Annotated in this window: 18 protein-coding genes; 7 read left to right on the forward strand and 11 right to left on the reverse strand. The window is 72.2% G+C overall.

The window, feature by feature from the left end; all coding sequences use genetic code 11:
• Positions 1-47 precede the first annotated feature (47 nt).
• Both RGQ06_RS05835 and RGQ06_RS05840 read left to right on the forward strand, forming a co-directional pair.
• Positions 48-761, forward strand: coding sequence for a sugar transferase (locus RGQ06_RS05835; RefSeq protein ID WP_432427504.1), 714 nt, complete (start codon positions 48-50; stop codon positions 759-761).
• 84 nt (positions 762-845) lie between these two features.
• Positions 846-1,601 (forward strand): CAP domain-containing protein, encoded by a 756-nt coding sequence (locus RGQ06_RS05840; protein ID WP_432427503.1) that lies wholly within the window; start codon positions 846-848, stop codon positions 1,599-1,601.
• 24 nt (positions 1,602-1,625) lie between these two features.
• On the opposite strand, the gene RGQ06_RS05845 is transcribed toward RGQ06_RS05840, so the two are convergent.
• Together RGQ06_RS05845 and RGQ06_RS05850 are read right to left on the reverse strand one after the other, a co-directional pair.
• Complete coding sequence (locus RGQ06_RS05845) at positions 1,626-3,026, reverse strand: NAD-dependent malic enzyme (protein ID WP_432427502.1); 1,401 nt, start codon at positions 3,024-3,026, stop codon at positions 1,626-1,628.
• Between the two features lie 52 nt (positions 3,027-3,078).
• On the reverse strand, positions 3,079-3,285 hold the full coding sequence (locus RGQ06_RS05850) for a BldC family transcriptional regulator (RefSeq protein WP_432427501.1): 207 nt from the start codon (positions 3,283-3,285) through the stop codon (positions 3,079-3,081).
• Between the two features lie 162 nt (positions 3,286-3,447).
• Here RGQ06_RS05850 and RGQ06_RS05855 point away from each other — a divergent pair, with 162 nt between their 5' ends.
• Both RGQ06_RS05855 and RGQ06_RS05860 read left to right on the forward strand, forming a co-directional pair.
• Positions 3,448-4,569, forward strand: coding sequence for a Glu/Leu/Phe/Val dehydrogenase dimerization domain-containing protein (locus RGQ06_RS05855; RefSeq protein WP_432427500.1), 1,122 nt, complete (start codon positions 3,448-3,450; stop codon positions 4,567-4,569).
• A gap of 82 nt (positions 4,570-4,651) precedes the next feature.
• Positions 4,652-4,909 (forward strand): hypothetical protein, encoded by a 258-nt coding sequence (locus RGQ06_RS05860; protein ID WP_432427499.1) that lies wholly within the window; start codon positions 4,652-4,654, stop codon positions 4,907-4,909.
• Here the strand turns inward: RGQ06_RS05860 and pyrE are convergent.
• The 5 genes from pyrE to RGQ06_RS05885 form a co-directional block, all read right to left on the reverse strand.
• Positions 4,891-5,472, reverse strand: a complete 582-nt coding sequence (pyrE, locus tag RGQ06_RS05865) for an orotate phosphoribosyltransferase (protein WP_432427498.1) — start codon at positions 5,470-5,472, stop codon at positions 4,891-4,893. The genes RGQ06_RS05860 and pyrE overlap by 19 nt on opposite strands.
• Positions 5,469-5,972: a hypothetical protein gene (locus RGQ06_RS05870; RefSeq protein ID WP_432427497.1), complete on the reverse strand. Its 504-nt coding sequence runs from the start codon at positions 5,970-5,972 to the stop codon at positions 5,469-5,471. Before RGQ06_RS05870 ends, pyrE begins: the two co-directional genes overlap by 4 nt.
• A gap of 31 nt (positions 5,973-6,003) precedes the next feature.
• Positions 6,004-7,047: a phosphoribosylformylglycinamidine cyclo-ligase gene (gene purM / locus RGQ06_RS05875; protein WP_432427496.1), complete on the reverse strand. Its 1,044-nt coding sequence runs from the start codon at positions 7,045-7,047 to the stop codon at positions 6,004-6,006.
• Positions 7,047-8,609: an amidophosphoribosyltransferase gene (purF, locus tag RGQ06_RS05880; RefSeq protein ID WP_432427495.1), complete on the reverse strand. Its 1,563-nt coding sequence runs from the start codon at positions 8,607-8,609 to the stop codon at positions 7,047-7,049. Before purF ends, purM begins: the two co-directional genes overlap by 1 nt.
• 76 nt (positions 8,610-8,685) lie before the next feature.
• A complete protein-coding gene (locus RGQ06_RS05885; RefSeq protein WP_432427494.1) occupies positions 8,686-9,540 on the reverse strand; it encodes a hypothetical protein in 855 nt (284 codons plus the stop codon).
• A gap of 94 nt (positions 9,541-9,634) precedes the next feature.
• Between RGQ06_RS05885 and RGQ06_RS05890 the strand changes: the two genes are divergently transcribed.
• Positions 9,635-10,153 (forward strand): GtrA family protein, encoded by a 519-nt coding sequence (locus RGQ06_RS05890; protein WP_432427493.1) that lies wholly within the window; start codon positions 9,635-9,637, stop codon positions 10,151-10,153.
• A gap of 13 nt (positions 10,154-10,166) precedes the next feature.
• On the opposite strand, the gene purL is transcribed toward RGQ06_RS05890, so the two are convergent.
• Entirely contained in the window at positions 10,167-12,419 is a 2,253-nt protein-coding gene (purL, locus tag RGQ06_RS05895) for a phosphoribosylformylglycinamidine synthase subunit PurL (RefSeq protein WP_432427492.1), read from the reverse strand.
• Between the two features lie 156 nt (positions 12,420-12,575).
• Here purL and RGQ06_RS05900 point away from each other — a divergent pair, with 156 nt between their 5' ends.
• Entirely contained in the window at positions 12,576-12,980 is a 405-nt protein-coding gene (locus tag RGQ06_RS05900) for a hypothetical protein (protein ID WP_432427491.1), read from the forward strand.
• Positions 12,981-12,986: 6 nt separating this feature from the next.
• On the opposite strand, the gene purQ is transcribed toward RGQ06_RS05900, so the two are convergent.
• From purQ to RGQ06_RS05915, 3 genes are all read right to left on the reverse strand, one after another.
• Positions 12,987-13,664, reverse strand: coding sequence for a phosphoribosylformylglycinamidine synthase subunit PurQ (gene purQ, locus RGQ06_RS05905; RefSeq protein WP_432427490.1), 678 nt, complete (start codon positions 13,662-13,664; stop codon positions 12,987-12,989).
• Positions 13,664-13,924 carry a phosphoribosylformylglycinamidine synthase subunit PurS gene (gene purS / locus RGQ06_RS05910; protein ID WP_432427489.1) on the reverse strand — a complete coding sequence of 87 codons (261 nt, stop codon included), beginning with the start codon at positions 13,922-13,924 and terminating at the stop codon, positions 13,664-13,666. The genes purQ and purS overlap by 1 nt, the downstream gene beginning before the upstream one ends.
• A gap of 87 nt (positions 13,925-14,011) precedes the next feature.
• The gene (locus RGQ06_RS05915; RefSeq protein ID WP_432427488.1) at positions 14,012-14,899 is read right to left on the reverse strand and encodes a phosphoribosylaminoimidazolesuccinocarboxamide synthase; all 888 of its coding nucleotides are present in this window, start codon (positions 14,897-14,899) and stop codon (positions 14,012-14,014) included.
• Between the two features lie 104 nt (positions 14,900-15,003).
• On the opposite strand from RGQ06_RS05915, the gene RGQ06_RS05920 reads away from it, so the two are divergent.
• Positions 15,004-15,597 carry a hypothetical protein gene (locus RGQ06_RS05920; protein WP_432427487.1) on the forward strand — a complete coding sequence of 198 codons (594 nt, stop codon included), beginning with the start codon at positions 15,004-15,006 and terminating at the stop codon, positions 15,595-15,597.

Raw genomic sequence — 15,597 nt, forward strand, 5'->3', positions numbered from 1 at the left:
CGATCCCGCTGCACCATCCGAAGACGTGGGGTCGGAGGAGCGAGCAGATGAGAGACCTTCGACGAGCCCACCGCGCGCTCGAGATCCTGGTTGCCCTGGCGATGGCCGTGGTCACGCTGCCGATCCTGGCGGCCACCCTGCTGATCTCGGCGGCCGTGTACCGGGCCTGGCCGATCTTCGTGCACCAGCGCGTCGGCCGCGACGGGGTGCTGTTCCCCTTCCCGAAGGTCCGCACCCTGCCGCCGGCGACGTCGGCCTACGCCGACAAGCACGCCATCGGCGGCGAGCAGATCCCCGCGGTGATGCGCGCCATACGCCGGATCCACCTGGACGAGCTCCTCCAGCTGTGGCTGGTCGTCTCCGGACGGATGGCGCTGGTCGGCCCCCGACCGGAGATGGCGGTGCTCCACCGCCGGCTCGCGCCGATCGCTGCGGCCGAGCGCACCAGCGTGCGTCCCGGGGTCACGGGCCTCTGGCAGGTCAGCGTCCACTGCGACGGCCTCATCTGCGACCGCATCGAGTACGACCGCCTCTACGTCCAGCACCACAACCCGCTGCTCGACGGGTGGATCCTGTGGCGAACCGCGCAGAAGATGCTGCTGGGACGTCGCGTCCACCTCTTCGACGTCCCCCGCTGGGCGATCCCACCCGTCCCGTGCCGCGGCGTGCCCCTCGCCAGCAGCTCCTTCATCGACCTCACCGCGACGGAGGCATCGACGGAGCAACCGGCGGCGAAGGAGCCGGCCCTCTCCGTGGGCTGATCGCGCCGGGCAGGGGATCGGCTGCGGATCGGCGAAGAACCCGCGGAACCGGCAGCCGTGCCGGTCCGACGCCGGGGGTCACCGATGCCGAGGGAGCCGATGCTGCGCCGAGCGCTCGCAGTGGCCATCGCCGTCGTCTCGACGACCGGCATCGTGTCCGCCGGCGTGGTGGGCAACCCGGTGTGGGCCGACGCCGCCCTCGAGCGGGCCGCGGTCGTGGCCTCCCCCGACGCGACGCGGGTGATCTCCTCCGCAGCCGCGGAGGGTGCGGTGCCGTTGGTGCCTCCACCTCCGGCGCCTGCACCGGAGCCGACGCCCGCGCCGCCACCGCAGCCGACGCCGACGGCCCCCGAACCCTCACCGGAACCGGCAGCTGCCACACCGCCAGCGACCCAGCCTCCTCCCCAGGCGACCACCGCCCCGGCGCCCCCGCCCGCGCCGGCGCCGGCGACCCGGACGGGTACCCGGGACGCCGGGTGCGAGTCCTCGATGCTGCGCTGGATGAACGAGACCCGCGCCGGCGCCGGCCGGCACCTCCTGGCTTGGGACGATGCCATCCTCCACGTCGCGGTCGACTGGACCCACGAGATGGCCGCCCGCAGCCAGCTGGCCCACAACCCCGGCTACGGCGACCGGGTCTTCGCCGCCCGGGCCGAGGCCATGACCGCGGCGGAGAACGTGGGCTGGAGCACCGGCGACGCCCGCGCCGTCTACGACGAGTTCCTGCGCTCCCCGTCGCACGCCGACAAGATCCTGTCCGGCGCCCTCACCCACACCGCCGTCGGTTGCGTGCGCGACGACGCCGGCGAGCTCTGGGTCACCGTGAACTTCTGGGGCTGAGCGGCTCGCCGGCCACCCGGCGGGTCAGTCCCGGCAGACGCCCTCGGCCACGGCGGCCTCGGCGACGGCGGCCGCCACGCGGGGCGCCACCGTCGAGTCGAACACCGACGGGATGATGAAGTCGGGCCGCAGCTCCGACATCGGGATCGCATCCGCGATGGCCTCGGCCGCCGCCAGCTTCATGCCCTCGGTGATGTCGGTGGCCTTGGCGTCGAGCGCCCCCCGGAAGATGCCCGGGAAGGCGAGCACGTTGTTGATCTGGTTCGGGAAGTCGCTGCGCCCGGTGGCGATGATCTTGGCCCGGCCCTTGGCCTGCTCGGGACGGATCTCGGGGTCGGGGTTGGCGAGGGCGAACACGAACGGATCGGTGTTCATCCGGTCCAGGTCGGTGGGCTCGATGATGCCGGGGCCGGCCACGCCGATGAAGACGTCGCCGCCGGCGAGCAGCTCGCCGACCGCGCCCTTGCGGCGATCGCGGTTGGTGTGCTCGGCGAACCACTGCTTGGCCGGGTTGAGGTCGTCGCGACCCTCCCAGATGGCGCCCTTGCGGTCGGCGCCGACGATCTCGGCGACACCGGCCTCGAGGAGGATCTTGCCGCAGGCCACGCCCGCCGCACCGACGCCGGCGATGACGACGCGCAGGTCGCTCATCTTCTTGTCGGTGAGCTTGAGGGCGTTCTGCAGGGCGGCGAGCACCACGACGGCGGTGCCGTGCTGGTCGTCGTGGAACACGGGGATGTCGAGGCTGGCCTTGAGGCGCTCCTCGATCTCGAAGCACTTCGGGGCCGCGATGTCCTCGAGGTTGATGCCGCCGAAGGTCGGCGCCAGGCGCTCGACGGTGGCGATGATCTCCTCGGTGTCGGTGGTGTCGATGCACACCGGGAAGGCGTCGACGCCGGCGAAGTTCTTGAACAGCAGCGCCTTGCCCTCCATGACCGGCATGGCGGCGTGGGGGCCGATGTCGCCGAGGCCGAGCACGGCGGTGCCGTCGGAGACGATGGCGACGGTGTTCTTGCGGATGGTGAGGTCGCGGCTGCGCTCGCGGTTCTCGTGGATGGCCATGCAGACCCGGGCGACGCCGGGGGTGTACGCCATCGAGAGGTCATCGGCGTCCCGGATGGGCATCCGGGCGAGGACCTCGATCTTGCCGCCCTCGTGCATCTCGAAGGTGCGGTCCTTGCAGGTCGTGATCTCGACGCCGTCGAGGCCGCTGATCGCCGCCTTGACCTCCTCCTGGTGCTCCTCGGAGATGCAGTTCACGACGATGTCTTCATCGAGGTACTCGCCGCGCACGTCGAAGCCCTCGAGCTGGGTGATGTTCCCGCCCGCGTCGCCGATGGCCACGGCCAACCGCCCGAGCGACCCGGGGGTGTTCTCGAGGCGGACCCGCAGGTGGAGGGAGAAGGCAGCGGTTGGAGTGGCCATGGCGGCCGAGACTACGACCTCTGCTGGCCCCGGACGCAGCCGATCCGGAGGGTCAGACCTCCGACTGCGACATCTCCTCGAGGCAGGCCCGGATCTCGGATGCCTTGAAGCGGCGGTGGCCGCCGAGGGTCCGGATCGCGTTGAGCTTGCCGGCTCGTGCCCAGCGGGTGACCGTCTTGGGGTTCACCCGGAACATCGCGGCGACCTCGGACGGGGTGAGGAGGGCTTCGGGGGTGTCGAGATCTTCTTGATCTGCCATGGTGCTGTGACTTCCTCGTTCGCCGGTCCACTGGTGTGTCCGGTTCCTTCCCAAAGGTACGGAGTGGGCCGCAGAACGGCGATAGCCCACCCGGGCCATTTCCTGAGGGGGTGACGGACTAGTCCCGTTCTGTCCGCTTGCGGCCGGCGGTACGGTCCCGGCATGACCGCACCCAGCACCGTGTTCGAGACGATGGACGCGGTGGACGGCCTCCCCGACGAGGGGGACTTCGAGCAGGTCGCCTTCTGCCACCACCGCCCCTCGGGCCTGCGGGCGATCGTGGCGATCCACTCCACCGTGCTCGGACCTGCCCTCGGCGGCACGCGGTTCTGGCCCTACGACACCGAAGGCGAGGCGCTCACCGACGTCTGCCGCCTCGCCCGGGGCATGACCTACAAGCACGCAGCCGCCGGCCTCGACCAGGGCGGCGGCAAGGCCGTGATCTGGGGCGATCCGCGCACGATCCGCTCCGAGGCCCTCATCCGGGCCTACGGCCGCTTCGTGCACGGCCTCGCCGGCCGCTACCTCACCGCCGAGGACGTCGGCACCACCCAGGCCGACATGGACCTCATCCAACGCGAGACCCCCCACGTCACGGGTGTCAGCCCGTCGCTCGGCGGCTCGGGCGATCCGTCCCCCGCCACCGCCTGGGGGGTGCTGTGGGCGCTGCGCGCCGCCGCCGAGGTCCGCTGGGGGTCGCCGGACCTGGCCGACCGGCACATCACCGTCTCCGGCGTCGGCAAGGTCGGGCGAGCGCTGGTGGACCACCTCGTGGACGAGGGCGCCACCGTCACCGTCGCCGACATCCGCGACGACGCCGTCCGCGCCGTCCACGACGACCACCCCGAGGCAGCAACGCGGCTCCGCACCGTCGAGCCCGAAGCGGCCCACGCCGTCGACTGCGACGTGTTCGCACCGTGCGCCCTCGGCGCGGTCCTGGACGAGCGCACCATCCCCGAGCTGCGCTGCGAGGTCGTCGTCGGCTCGGCCAACAACCAGCTCGCCACCCCCGAGGACGACCAGCGCCTCGTGGACCGCGACGTGCTCTACGTCCCGGACTACGTCGCCAACGCCGGCGGCGTGATCAACATCGCCGAGGAGCCCGCCGGCTACGACCAGGCCCGGGCGTGGGCCCGCATCGCCGGCATCCACGACACGGTGCTGGCCGTGCTCGAGCGGGCCCGGACCCAGGGCATGCCGCCCGGCGAAGCCGCCGACCGCCACGCCGAGGACCGCATCGAGTCCGTCGCCCGGGTCGCTCGCCTGCGCACCGGGCGTCCCTGACGGGACCGTCTCCGGGAACTGGCAGCGACCTCGTCACAGATCACTGTTCTGGCGGTCACGACGGTCGGGTACGCACGCTTCGATGTTCGCGACCGCCAGCCACCGACCGAGCAGTGCACACCCCGACGAAGCCGACGCCCGACGCCGGGCCCGGATCGGGTTCGCGCTGTCCCACCCCACCGTCGTCGTCGGCCTCGCGATGGGCGCCGACGCCACCACCGGCATCGTCGGCGCGGCGATCCTCGCCCTGCACGGCCTGGTCGAGCTGCACTGGCACCTCGCCGACCGGCTCGAGCCGGCCGGGGTCCCTGCCGCCAGCCTCTACAGCGGCCCCTCGTAGTCGAAGCCCAGATCCGGCGCCGTCACCAGCGCCAGCAGGGGCAACCCCCGCTCCGCGGCCATCGCCGCCACGGTCCCGCCCCGATCCACCACGGGCATCAGCAGCACCGCCTCGGCGCCGACCTCGTCGGCGATGACGTCAGCGGCCTCAAGCATCGAGACGCCCCGGGTCACGGCATCTTCGACGATGACGACCCGGTCCCCCGGCTCGAGCGCACCGGCGACGCGCCCCCCGCCGCCGTGCTCCTTGACCTCCTTGCGGACGCTGAACGCCCGCAGCTCGCGGCCACGGGTCGCGGCGATGGCGGCCACTCCGAACGCCACCGCATCGGCGCCCATCGTGAGCCCGCCGATGGCGGTCACATCGTCGGGCAGGACGGCCAGCGCGGCGTCGGCGACGAGCAGCATCCCGTCGGGCCGGCAGGTCGTCTGCTTGGCGTCGCAGAACCAGCTCGTCGGCTTGCCGGACTTCAGCACGAAGTCGCCCTCGCGGATGGCGTGGGCCTTGAGGTGGGCCACCAGCGCGGCGTGGGCGTCGGCAGGGACGGTGCGGTGATCGGTCAACGGGCGCTCCAGATGGGATCGGATCGGGTGGCGAGGAGGTAGCAGGTGGCGGCGATGCCGATGGCAGCGATCGCGGCCAGGGCGTTCCGCAGCACCCAGCGGTCGGCGAGGGTGTCGTCGCGGTGCTGGCGCAGGACCTCGAACTGCTCGTCGGAGAGCAGCCGCTCGGTGCCTGCGTCGCCGATGAGGTCGTCCACGTAGACGAGCTGGCCGGCGGACTCCTGGACCCGGAGCTCGACCTGCTCGTCCGCACCCCGGGCGCGCACGTCGACCAGGACGCGCCAGGCGTCGACGAGGTCGCCCTCGCCGGTCTCGTGCACCATCCGCACCGGCGGCTCCACCCGCTCCACGTCCACCTCGGCGCCGCTCAGCGCGTCGAGCGCGAGGTCGGAGGCATCGTCGGCGTCGAGCCGGGGGGTGGGGGTGAACCACGACGCGCCGGCCGCTCCGAGCGCCGCGAAGAGCAGCACCCACGACACCGTCCGGACCACCGTGCGCACGGCCGGCGACCGTACAGGGACAGCGCGCGTTCTACGCGTACCGGACGAGGCCGCTGCCGGGTTCGACGGTGCCGATCTGCACGGCACGGTGGCCGGCGGTGCGCAGCACGTCGAGGGCGGCGTAGACCTCGTCAGCGGGAACGACGGCGATCATGCCGATGCCCATGTTGAACACCTTGGCCATCTCGTCGTCGCTGACCTGGCCGAGGCGCTGGATCTCGGTGAAGACCTTCGGCGGCTCCCAGGCGCCCCGGTCGACGTGGGCGTCGAGGGACTCGGTGAGCACTCGGTTCAGGTTGCCCGGGATGCCACCGCCGGTGATGTGGGCGACGGCGCGGACGTCGACCACCCGCAGCAGCGCGGCGATCGCCGGCGAGTAGATGACCGACGGCGACAGGAGCTCCTCGGCCAGCGAGTGGTGGGCGCCGTCCCAGGCCGGGTCGTGCAGGGAGCGGCCGGCGACGTCGAAGAACACCCGTCGGGCCAACGAGTACCCGTTCGAGCGCAGGTTCGGCGACGGCAGGCCGATGAGCGCGTCACCGGCGGCGATGGTGGTGCCGTCCAGGATGCGGTCCCGCTCTGCGACGCCGACGGCGAAGCCGACGAGGTCGAACTCGCCGGCCTCCATCGCGCCGGGGTGCTCGGCCATCTCGCCGCCGATGAGGGCGCAGCCCGCCTCCCGGCAGCCCTTGGCCACGCCGGCGACGAGCTGCTCGATGTGGTCGGGGTCGAGCTTGCCGACGGCGATGTAGTCGAGGAAGAACAGCGGCTCGGCGCCGGCGCAGGCGATGTCGTCGACGCACATGGCCACGAGGTCGACGCCGATGGACTCGAAGATGCCGGCGCGCTGGGCGACGACGGCCTTGGTGCCGACGCCGTCGGTGGAGGACACGAGCACCGGGTGGGTGAAGCGGTGCTGGGGGAACTGGAACAGCCCGCCGAAGCCGCCGATGTCGCCGATGACCTCGGGGCGGAAGGTGGAGCGGACCGACGCCTTGATGCGCTGGACGGCCTCCTCGCCGGCGCCGATGTCGACCCCGGCGGAGGCGTAGGTGTTCTCCTGCTGCTCGGACATCAGTCGTCGAACCCCATCTGGGAGCCGCCGACCCGGGAGGCCAGGGCGGTGGCGATGCCGCTCGGGGCCTCGGTCCGCAGCGCGGGGCTCTCGAGCACGGCCTTGGACAGCGACACGGGGATCTCCACGGGGTAGTCGCCGGTGAAGCACGCCGTGCAGAACCCGCTCGACGGGGTGCCGGTGGCGGTGATGAGCCGGTCCAGGCCCAGGTAGGCCAGCGAGTCGACGCCCAGGTAGGCCCGGATCTCCTCGATGTCGAGGTTGGAGGCGAGCAGCTCGCTGCGCACCCCGGTGTCGATGCCGTAGAAGCAGGACCACATGACCGGCGGCGACGTGATTCGCAGGTGCACCTCGACGGCGCCGGCCTCGCGCAGCATCTGGGTGAGCGTGCGCTGCGTCGTGCCGCGCACGATCGAGTCGTCGACGACGATGAGGCGCTTGCCCTGGAGGTTCTCCTTCAGGGGGTTGAGCTTCATGCGCACCGCGGCGGCCCGGGCCTCCTGGGAGGGGGCGATGAAGCTGCGGCCGATGTAGCGGTTCTTCACCAGGCCGGCGCCGACGGGGATGCCCGACTGCCGGGCGAAGCCCTCGGCGGCGGGCAGGCCGGACTCGGGCACGCCCATGACCATGTCGGCCTCGACCGGTGCCTGCTGGGCGAGCTGCTCGCCCATGCGGACCCGGGCGGAGTGGACGTTCTTGCCGTAGAGCGTGGAGTCGGGCCGGGCGAAGTAGACGAACTCGAACAGGCACAGGCTCGGGTTGACCTCGGCCTCGGGGAAGGCCCGGACCGAGCGGTAGCCGGTGGCGTCGATGATGATCATCTCGCCCGGTTCGATCTCGCGCACGAAGCTGGCGCCGACCAGGTCGAGGGCCGGGGTCTCCGAGGCCAGCACCCAGCCGGACTCCAGGCGGCCGAGGCACAGCGGTCGGAAGCCGTTGGGGTCGCGCACGCCGACCACGTGGCCCTCGTCCATGCACACGATGGAGAAGGCGCCCCGGAGCTTGGGCATGACCTCGAGCATCGCCGCCTCGAGGTGGCGGTCGTCGCTGCGGTGTCGCTCGCTGCGCTCGATGGCGCGGGCGAGCATCTCCACGACGAGGTCGCTGTCGGAGGTGACGGCACCCGAGCCGGGCAGCATGCCGAGGTCCTCGGCGAGGTCGGCGGTGTTCACGAGGTTGCCGTTGTGGCCGAGGGCGATCTGGTGACCGGCGGCCTCGCGGGTGACGGGCTGGGCGTTCTGCCACGTGCTGGCGCCGGTGGTGCTGTAGCGGTCGTGGCCGATGGCCAGGTGGCCGGGCAGGCCGTTGAGCACCCGGTCGGTGAACACCGACGAGACCAGCCCGTTGTCCTTGACCGTGATGATCTCGGTGCCGTCGGACACCGACATGCCGGCGGCCTCCTGGCCGCGGTGCTGCAGGGCGAACATGCCCAGGTAGGTCAGGTGGGCGACGGACTGGCCGGGCGCGTAGATGCCGAAGACCCCGCAGGCCTCCTTCAGCTCGTCGTCGCCTGCGCCGGTCTCGGCGTCGCGATGGGGGGCATGATCGGAAGGATCGGTCATGGGTCGGCGACACCTCCGGCGTCGGGCCCGAGGCTACCGGTCACGTGCCCCCGACCGACCAACCCAGCGGCGGACGTCAGACCTGGTCCCGGTCTGCGGCGAGCCGCGCCGCGACGGCATCGGCGATCTGGGCCAGCTGCTGGTCGTCGAGGACCTGCTCGGTCGCCTTCACCGCGATGCGGCGGCGCAGGGCCTTGAGCTCGTCGCGCAGGGCGTCGACCACCTGGTCCGAGACGGCGCCGGCGGCCCGGATCTCGTCGCGCAGCATCGCCACCGTGTCGGCGTCGAGGCTCGCGCCCCCCTCGGCCGGGGCCGGTTCGGGCTCGGGTCGGGCCGTGGCCGCCGCCACGCTGGCGGCGGTGGCCTCGGTGGCGGCGTCGATGCGGGAGGCGACGGTCTGACGCACGGTGTCGAGCTCGGAGGCGACGAAGTCCCGGAGCGCGGCGACCTGGTCGGCGACCGCCTCCACGCCGGCGCCATCGCCGGGAGCGGGCAGCTCGCCGAGCGAGCCCCGCAACCCGTCCACCTCGGACCGGAGCGCGTCCAGCGACGCGGACAGGGCGTCCGAGGGCTCGACGACGAGGCCGTCGGCCAGCTCGGTGCGCAGGACCGCGAGCTCCTCGGTGAGAGCGGACAGCTGCGGGTCGGGCTCGGCCGTGCCTGCGTCGGGTGCGGCCCCGTCGAGCTGGGCGCGCACGGCGCGCACCTCCTCCCACAGGGCGCCGACGACCTCGCCCGAGGCCACATCGGCGAGGTTGTCCTGCACCTGCTCGATCAGCGTCTGCTGCCCGTCGCCGACGAGGCGGAGCTGCAGGGACTCGAACCGGCCCAGGAGGGCGGTGACGTCGGCGCGCAGCTCGCGCAGCTCGTCGAGGGCCCGCTCGGTGGCGGCATCGCCACCGGGGCGCGGGTGGTCCTGGTCGTCGCTCATGGTGCCTCCGTCATCGGGCTGCTTGCGGTTGCCATCCTGCCCCATCACCGCCCGGCGGTCGGCCATTCGGGGGCGCGCTGGATACCCTCCCGGCATGCCGTCCCTCGCCGACGCCGGGCCTGACACCGCGCTCGGGCGCCGCCCGTGGATCGCCAAGCTCGCCAAGTACTCCGCCGCGTCCCTCGCCGGCGTCGTCACCAGCACCAGCACGCTGTTCCTGATGCTCGAGGTGTTCGACGTGGCACCGGTGCCGTCGAACATCGCTGCGGTCACCGTCGGCGCCGTCCCGAACTACCTGATCAACCGGGCGTGGACGTTCAACAAGCGGGGCGCGCACTCGTTCACCCGGGAGGTCCTGCCGTTCTGGGGCATGGCCATCCTCGGCCTCATCATCTCGACGTTCGCGGTGGCCTGGGCGGCCGGGCGCTACGACGAGAACACCCTGATCCTCATGATGGCCAACGTGGGCTCGTTCGGCCTGCTGTGGGTCGGGCGGTTCTTCATCCTCGACCGGCTCCTCTTCAAGCCCCTCGCCGACATCCTCGAGGAGCACGAGGACGCCGAGGGCCACTTCCACCTCCACGCCGACCAGGTGGACGAGCCCAGCCGCTGACGTCCCGGGCTGGTCAGCCCTGGGTCGTGCCGGCGCCGAGCGCCGAGGGCAGCCGGTCCCGCCAGGCCACGTGGGCCTCGCCGACCGACACGTCGACCAGGTCGCCGACCACGAGGCGGTCGCCGCCGGCCTCGCCGATGACCTCGGCGGGCACGCCGGCCGCGCCGGCATCGGCGAGCAGCGCGTCGAGCGAGCCCGGATCCACGGCGGCGAGCACGGCGGCGGGCGTCTCGGCGAAGAGCGCCACGTGCCCGCCCGGCGCGGGCAGCTCCACCCGCGCACCGACCTGGGTGTCCACGGCCATCTCGGCCAGTGCCGGGCCCAGGCCACCGGCGAGGTCGTGCACCGACCGCAGCCGGTCGGCGGCGACGGCGTCGCGCACGAACGCGGCGGTGGCCCGCACCCCGTCGAGGTCGACCTGGGGCGGCATGCCCTCGCGGTGCCCCTGCGACCAGGCCCACGCGCTCCCCGACAGGGTCGTGGCCGGTGCGCCGAGCACGACGAGCGTGGTGCCCTCGACCAGGCCCATGCCGGGCGGGCGGCGCTCGAGCGAGGCGATGAGGCCGACCGTGCCGATGACCGGTGACGGGTCGATGTTGACGCCGTTCGACTCGTTGTAGAGCGAGACGTTGCCGCCGATGACCGGCACCGACAGCGCCCGGCACGCCTCGGCCATGCCGTCGATGGCCTCGGACAGCTGCCACATGACCTCGGGGTGCTCGGGGTTGCCGAAGTTCAGGCAGTTCACGAGCGCCAGCGGTTCGGCGCCGACGCAGGCCAGGTTCATGACCGACTCGGCGACCACGGCAGCCATGCCGGTGCGGGGGTCGAGCCGGCACCAGCGGTGGTTGCCGTCGGTGGTGAGGCCCAGGCCCCGGCCGGTCGGCTCGCCGGTGCGGGGGTCCTTGAGGCGCAGGACGGTGGCGTCGTCACCGGGGCCGACGACGGTGTTGAGGAACAGCTGGTGGTCGTACTGGGACCAGACCCACGACGTGTCGGCGAGCAGCGCGAGCAGGTCGGCGCCGGCGTCCGCCGGAGCGGGCAGCGACTCGGCGGTGTCGGCGGCCCGCTCGGCCCGGTCGGCCGGCTCGGCGAGCGGGCGCTGGTAGAGGGGGGCGTCGTCGTCGAGGGAGCTGGCCGGGATGTCGGCGAGCAGCTCGCCGTCGAGGCGGTCGAGCACCCGGAACCGGCCGGTGCCCGTGACCGTGCCGATGACCGATGCAGCGATCTCCCACTTGGCGCAGATGGCGAGCAGCTCGTCGAGCTTGGCCGGTTCGACGATGGCCAGCATCCGCTCCTGGCTCTCGCTGATCATGATCTCGAAGGGGTCCATGCCCTCCTCGCGGACGTGCACCTGGTCCAGGTACAGGTCCATGCCGACACCGCCCTTGGACGCCGTCTCGCTGGCCGCGCCGGTGATGCCGGCTGCGCCGAGGTCCTGGATGCCGACGACGAGGCCGGCCTCGAGGATCTCCAGGCACGCCTCGATCAGGCGCTTCTCCTCGAAGGGGTCGCCGACCTGGACGCTCGGGCGCTTCGACGCCGACTCGTCGGCGTCCCCATCGGTGAAGGACGCCGAGGCGAGCACGCTGGCGCCGCCGATGCCGTCCCGGCCCGTGGCCGAGCCGAACAGCACCGTGAGGTTCCCCGGGCCCGACGCTCGGGCGAGGGCCAGGCGGTCCTGGGGCAGCACGCCGAGGCAGAACACGTTGACGAGGGGGTTGCCCTGGTAGGTGGCGTCGAAGATCGTCTCGCCGCCCACCGTCGGGACGCCGACCGAGTTGCCGTAGCCCGACACGCCCGACACGACGCCCTCGGCGATCCAGCGGCTGCGGGGGTCGTCGAGCGGCCCGAAGCGCAGCGGGTCCATGAGGGCGATGGGCCGGGCACCCATGGAGAAGACGTCGCGCAGGATGCCGCCGACCCCGGTTGCCGCGCCCTGGTACGGCTCGATCGCGGACGGGTGGTTGTGGCTCTCGATGCGGAACGCCGCCGCGATGCCGTCACCGACGTCGACCACGCCGGCGCCCTCCCCCGGGCCGACGAGCACGTGCGGCGCCTCCGACGGCAGCCGGCGCAGGTGCACGCGGGAGGACTTGTAGGAGCAGTGCTCGGACCACATGACCGAGTACATCGCCAGCTCGAGGTGGTTGGCCGGACGGCCGAGGATGCGGGCGATCTCGTCGGCCTCGTCGTCGGTGAGACCGAGGGCCCGGTGCACGCTCGGGTCCTGCTCGACGGGGTCTCGGTCGGTGCGCTCGGCCATGCCGAGCACGCTACGCGAGCCCGCACCGGCGCCCCGCACGTCCACATGGTCACCGCAGAGATGCCGGAAAGAGTCGCGCCATCGATGGCGATATGGATCCCGGAGGAACGGAGATGAATTGCCATATGCGCGCGATCTGTGGTTCCCTGCAGAGCGATGGCACCGAAGCGCGAAATGACCGACGAGCACAAGGCAGCACTCGCAGAAGGGCGCCGCCAGGGCCGCGCCGTTCGCGACTATCTCGAGGCGCTCGAGCAACACAAGCCCAAGCGCGGGCGCAAGCGCACCGCCGAATCGATGAAGGCCCAATTGGCCAAGATCGAGGAGCAGCTGGTCGACGCTGATCCGGTCAAGCGCCTGCAGCTCATCCAGGACCGCATGGACCTGCAGAACGAGCTCGAGGCCAGCGAGAACAAGGCCGACCTCGAGGGTCTCGAGAAGGATTTCGTCGAGGCCGCCAAGGGCTACAGCGAGCGCAAGGGCATCTCCTACGCCGCTTGGCGCGAGCTCGGGGTCGAGGCCGCCGTGCTGAAGAAGGCCGGCATCAGCCGAGCCAGCTGAGCCCCGTCAGACGGCGGCTTTCGCCGCGGATTCCAGCAGCGAGCGCAGCAGCGGCGCCCCGTCGCTGGAGCCGAGCAGGTCGTCACATGCCCGCTCGGGATGCGGCATGAGGCCCACCACGTTGCGGCCTTCGTTGCACACACCGGCGATGCCGTCGACCGAACCGTTGACGTTCTCCACGTAGCGCACCACGACGCGGTCCTCGGCGCGCAGCATGGCGAGCGTCTCGTCGTCGCAGGTGTAGTTGCCCTCGAAGTGGTTGACCGGGACGCGCAGCTCGGCGCCCTCGTCGGTCGCGGAGGTGAGCACCGAGTCGGTGGTCTCGACCCGCAGCGTCGCCATCCGGCACAGGAACTTCAGGCCGGCGTTCTTCTGCAGGGCACCGGGGAGCATGCCGGCCTCGGTGAGCACCTGGAAGCCGTTGCAGATGCCCACGACCGGACCGCCGTCGGCAGCGAAGGCCTGGACCGCCTGCATGACGGGCGAGAAGCGGGCGATGGCGCCGGGACGGAGGTAGTCGCCGTGGGCGAAGCCGCCGGGCACGATGACCCCGTCGACCCCCTTGAGGCTGTCGTCGCCGTGCCACAGGACCTCGGCGTCGCCGCCGAGCGTGCGGACCGCCTCGACGGCGTCGTGCTCGCAGTTGGACCCGGGGAAGAGGACGACGCCGATGCGAGCCGGCATCAGACGGTCGACGCTTCGGTCACGGTGATGGAGGAGTCCTCGATCACCGGGTTGGTGAGGAAGCGGGCGCAGACATCCTCGACCAGGGCGTGGGCGGCGGCTTCGTCGTCGGCCTCGACGTGGAAGCGGAACGACTTGCCGACCCGCACGTCCTGGATGCCCTCGAAGCCGAGGGCCGGCAGCGAGCGCTCGATGGTCGACCCCTCCGGGTCGGCGATCCCCGCTCGGGGCCTGGTCTCCACCTGGACGTCGAAGCGCATGGCGCCAATCTAGGTGCGCCCCCGTCTCGTTCTGGCATACCGATTCCCCCGCATGTGCGGCAATCCGTAGGCCAGAACGGGAGGGTTTCAGGTGCCGCCGGGCCAGTCGGCCAGCGACCGGCCGCAGATGCGCTCGTAGGCCTCGCGGTAGCGGGTCGCGGTGGCCTCGACGACCTCGTCGGGCAGCGCCGGCGGCGGCGGGGTCTTGTCCCAGCCCTCGACGGCGGCGAGCCAGTCGCGCACCGGTTGCTTGTCGAAGCTGGGCGGTGTCGTGCCCGGCTTCCAGTCCGCTGCCGGCCAGAAGCGGGACGAGTCCGGCGTGAGGACCTCGTCGCAGATGGCGAGCTCGCCCTCGATCCACCCGAGCTCGAACTTGGTGTCGGCGATGATGATCCCCCGCTCGCGAGCCCAGTCGGCGCCCTTGCGGTAGGCGGCGAGGGCGATGGCGCGGGCCTGCTCGGCGACGTCCTCGCCCAGGATCTCGACGGCGCGGGCGAAGTCGATGTTCTCGTCGTGGTCGCCCATCTCGGCCTTGGTGGACGGTGTGAAGACGGGCTCGGGGAGGCGGTCGGACTCCAGCAGGCCGTCCGGCAGCTCCTGGCCGTGCATGGTCCCGTCGGCCTGGTACTCCTTCCACGCCGAGCCGGTGAGGTAGCCGCGCACGATGCACTCGACCGGCAGCATCTCGGCCCGGCGGGTGAGCATGGTCCGCCCGGCGAGGGACGGATCGTGGGCGCCGTCGGGGAAGTCGGCCAGGTCGGTGGACACCAGGTGGTTCGGCGCGACGTCGGCCAGCAGCTCGAACCAGAAGGCCGACATGGCGGTGAGCACCCGACCCTTGTCGGGGATGGTCTCGGCCATCACCACGTCGAAGGCGGAGATGCGGTCCGATGCGACCATCAGCAGGTGGTCGGGGCCGGCGTCGTAGATGGCGCGGACCTTGCCGGTGTTCAGGAGCGGGAGGTCCACCTTCACGCTGCCGATGATGCCACCGGGAGGACCCGATCGACCGGACTTGCGCGCCGGCCCCACCGGATGGCGACCCTGGGGGAGACGACGTCGACCGCAGAGGAGCTCGCATGCCCCGCCGCCCGTCCATCCGCCGTCCGATGCTGGGAGGGCTCGCTGCGGCTGCACTGCTGCTGGCCTCCTGCGGCGACGACGACACCGCCGAGACGGCGACCGACGACACCGCCGCGCCCGTGGTCGACGAGACCTCCGAACCCGGGGAGGAGACCGAGTCCGACGCTGCGACCACCGGCGCCTGCGAGCTCCTCCCGGAGGCCGAGGTCGTCGACGCCTTCGGCGAGCCGGCGGAGGTCGTCCACGAGGAGGGCTCCGGCGCGTCGCTGGAGATGTGCGAGTGGCGCTTCGCCACGGACGAGGACGGCATGGGCCTCCCGCCGACCCTGCAGCTCGTGCTGATGGGTCCGGACGACTACGAGTCCCGCACCCGCGGAGGCGAGGGCCTCTACGAAGAGGTCCCGGACCTCGGTGACGACGCGCGGTGGGCGTACTCCGGGTCGGAGCAGACCGGCTTCATGGCCCAGCTGCTCGTGCTGGACGGTGACCGGGCCATGCACCTGAACGCCGCGGCGCTCGACCTCCCGGACGAAGCCGCGGCCCGTGATCGGTTCGTGTCCCTCGCGGAGGGTGCGCTGGCGGGCGGCTGA

The organism is Salinilacustrithrix flava (assembly GCF_041228405.1).
In the GTDB taxonomy this organism is placed as follows: domain Bacteria; phylum Actinomycetota; class Acidimicrobiia; order Acidimicrobiales; family Salinilacustritrichaceae; genus Salinilacustrithrix; species Salinilacustrithrix flava.

What these genes read in the sequence shown, in the direction of transcription:
- RGQ06_RS05835 (WP_432427504.1), top strand. Translation starts at nt 48, where the DNA reads ATGAGAGACCTTCGACGAGCCCACCGCGCGCTCGAGATCCTGGTTGCC.
- RGQ06_RS05840 (WP_432427503.1), top strand. Translation starts at nt 846, where the DNA reads ATGCCGAGGGAGCCGATGCTGCGCCGAGCGCTCGCAGTGGCCATCGCC.
- RGQ06_RS05845 (WP_432427502.1), bottom strand. Translation starts at nt 3,026, where the DNA reads ATGGCCACTCCAACCGCTGCCTTCTCCCTCCACCTGCGGGTCCGCCTC.
- RGQ06_RS05850 (WP_432427501.1), bottom strand. Translation starts at nt 3,285, where the DNA reads ATGGCAGATCAAGAAGATCTCGACACCCCCGAAGCCCTCCTCACCCCG.
- RGQ06_RS05855 (WP_432427500.1), top strand. Translation starts at nt 3,448, where the DNA reads ATGACCGCACCCAGCACCGTGTTCGAGACGATGGACGCGGTGGACGGC.
- RGQ06_RS05860 (WP_432427499.1), top strand. Translation starts at nt 4,652, where the DNA reads ATGTTCGCGACCGCCAGCCACCGACCGAGCAGTGCACACCCCGACGAA.
- purM (WP_432427496.1), bottom strand. Translation starts at nt 7,047, where the DNA reads ATGTCCGAGCAGCAGGAGAACACCTACGCCTCCGCCGGGGTCGACATC.
- purF (WP_432427495.1), bottom strand. Translation starts at nt 8,609, where the DNA reads ATGACCGATCCTTCCGATCATGCCCCCCATCGCGACGCCGAGACCGGC.
- RGQ06_RS05885 (WP_432427494.1), bottom strand. Translation starts at nt 9,540, where the DNA reads ATGAGCGACGACCAGGACCACCCGCGCCCCGGTGGCGATGCCGCCACC.
- RGQ06_RS05890 (WP_432427493.1), top strand. Translation starts at nt 9,635, where the DNA reads ATGCCGTCCCTCGCCGACGCCGGGCCTGACACCGCGCTCGGGCGCCGC.
- purL (WP_432427492.1), bottom strand. Translation starts at nt 12,419, where the DNA reads ATGGCCGAGCGCACCGACCGAGACCCCGTCGAGCAGGACCCGAGCGTG.
- RGQ06_RS05900 (WP_432427491.1), top strand. Translation starts at nt 12,576, where the DNA reads ATGGCACCGAAGCGCGAAATGACCGACGAGCACAAGGCAGCACTCGCA.
- purQ (WP_432427490.1), bottom strand. Translation starts at nt 13,664, where the DNA reads ATGCCGGCTCGCATCGGCGTCGTCCTCTTCCCCGGGTCCAACTGCGAG.
- purS (WP_432427489.1), bottom strand. Translation starts at nt 13,924, where the DNA reads ATGCGCTTCGACGTCCAGGTGGAGACCAGGCCCCGAGCGGGGATCGCC.
- RGQ06_RS05920 (WP_432427487.1), top strand. Translation starts at nt 15,004, where the DNA reads ATGCCCCGCCGCCCGTCCATCCGCCGTCCGATGCTGGGAGGGCTCGCT.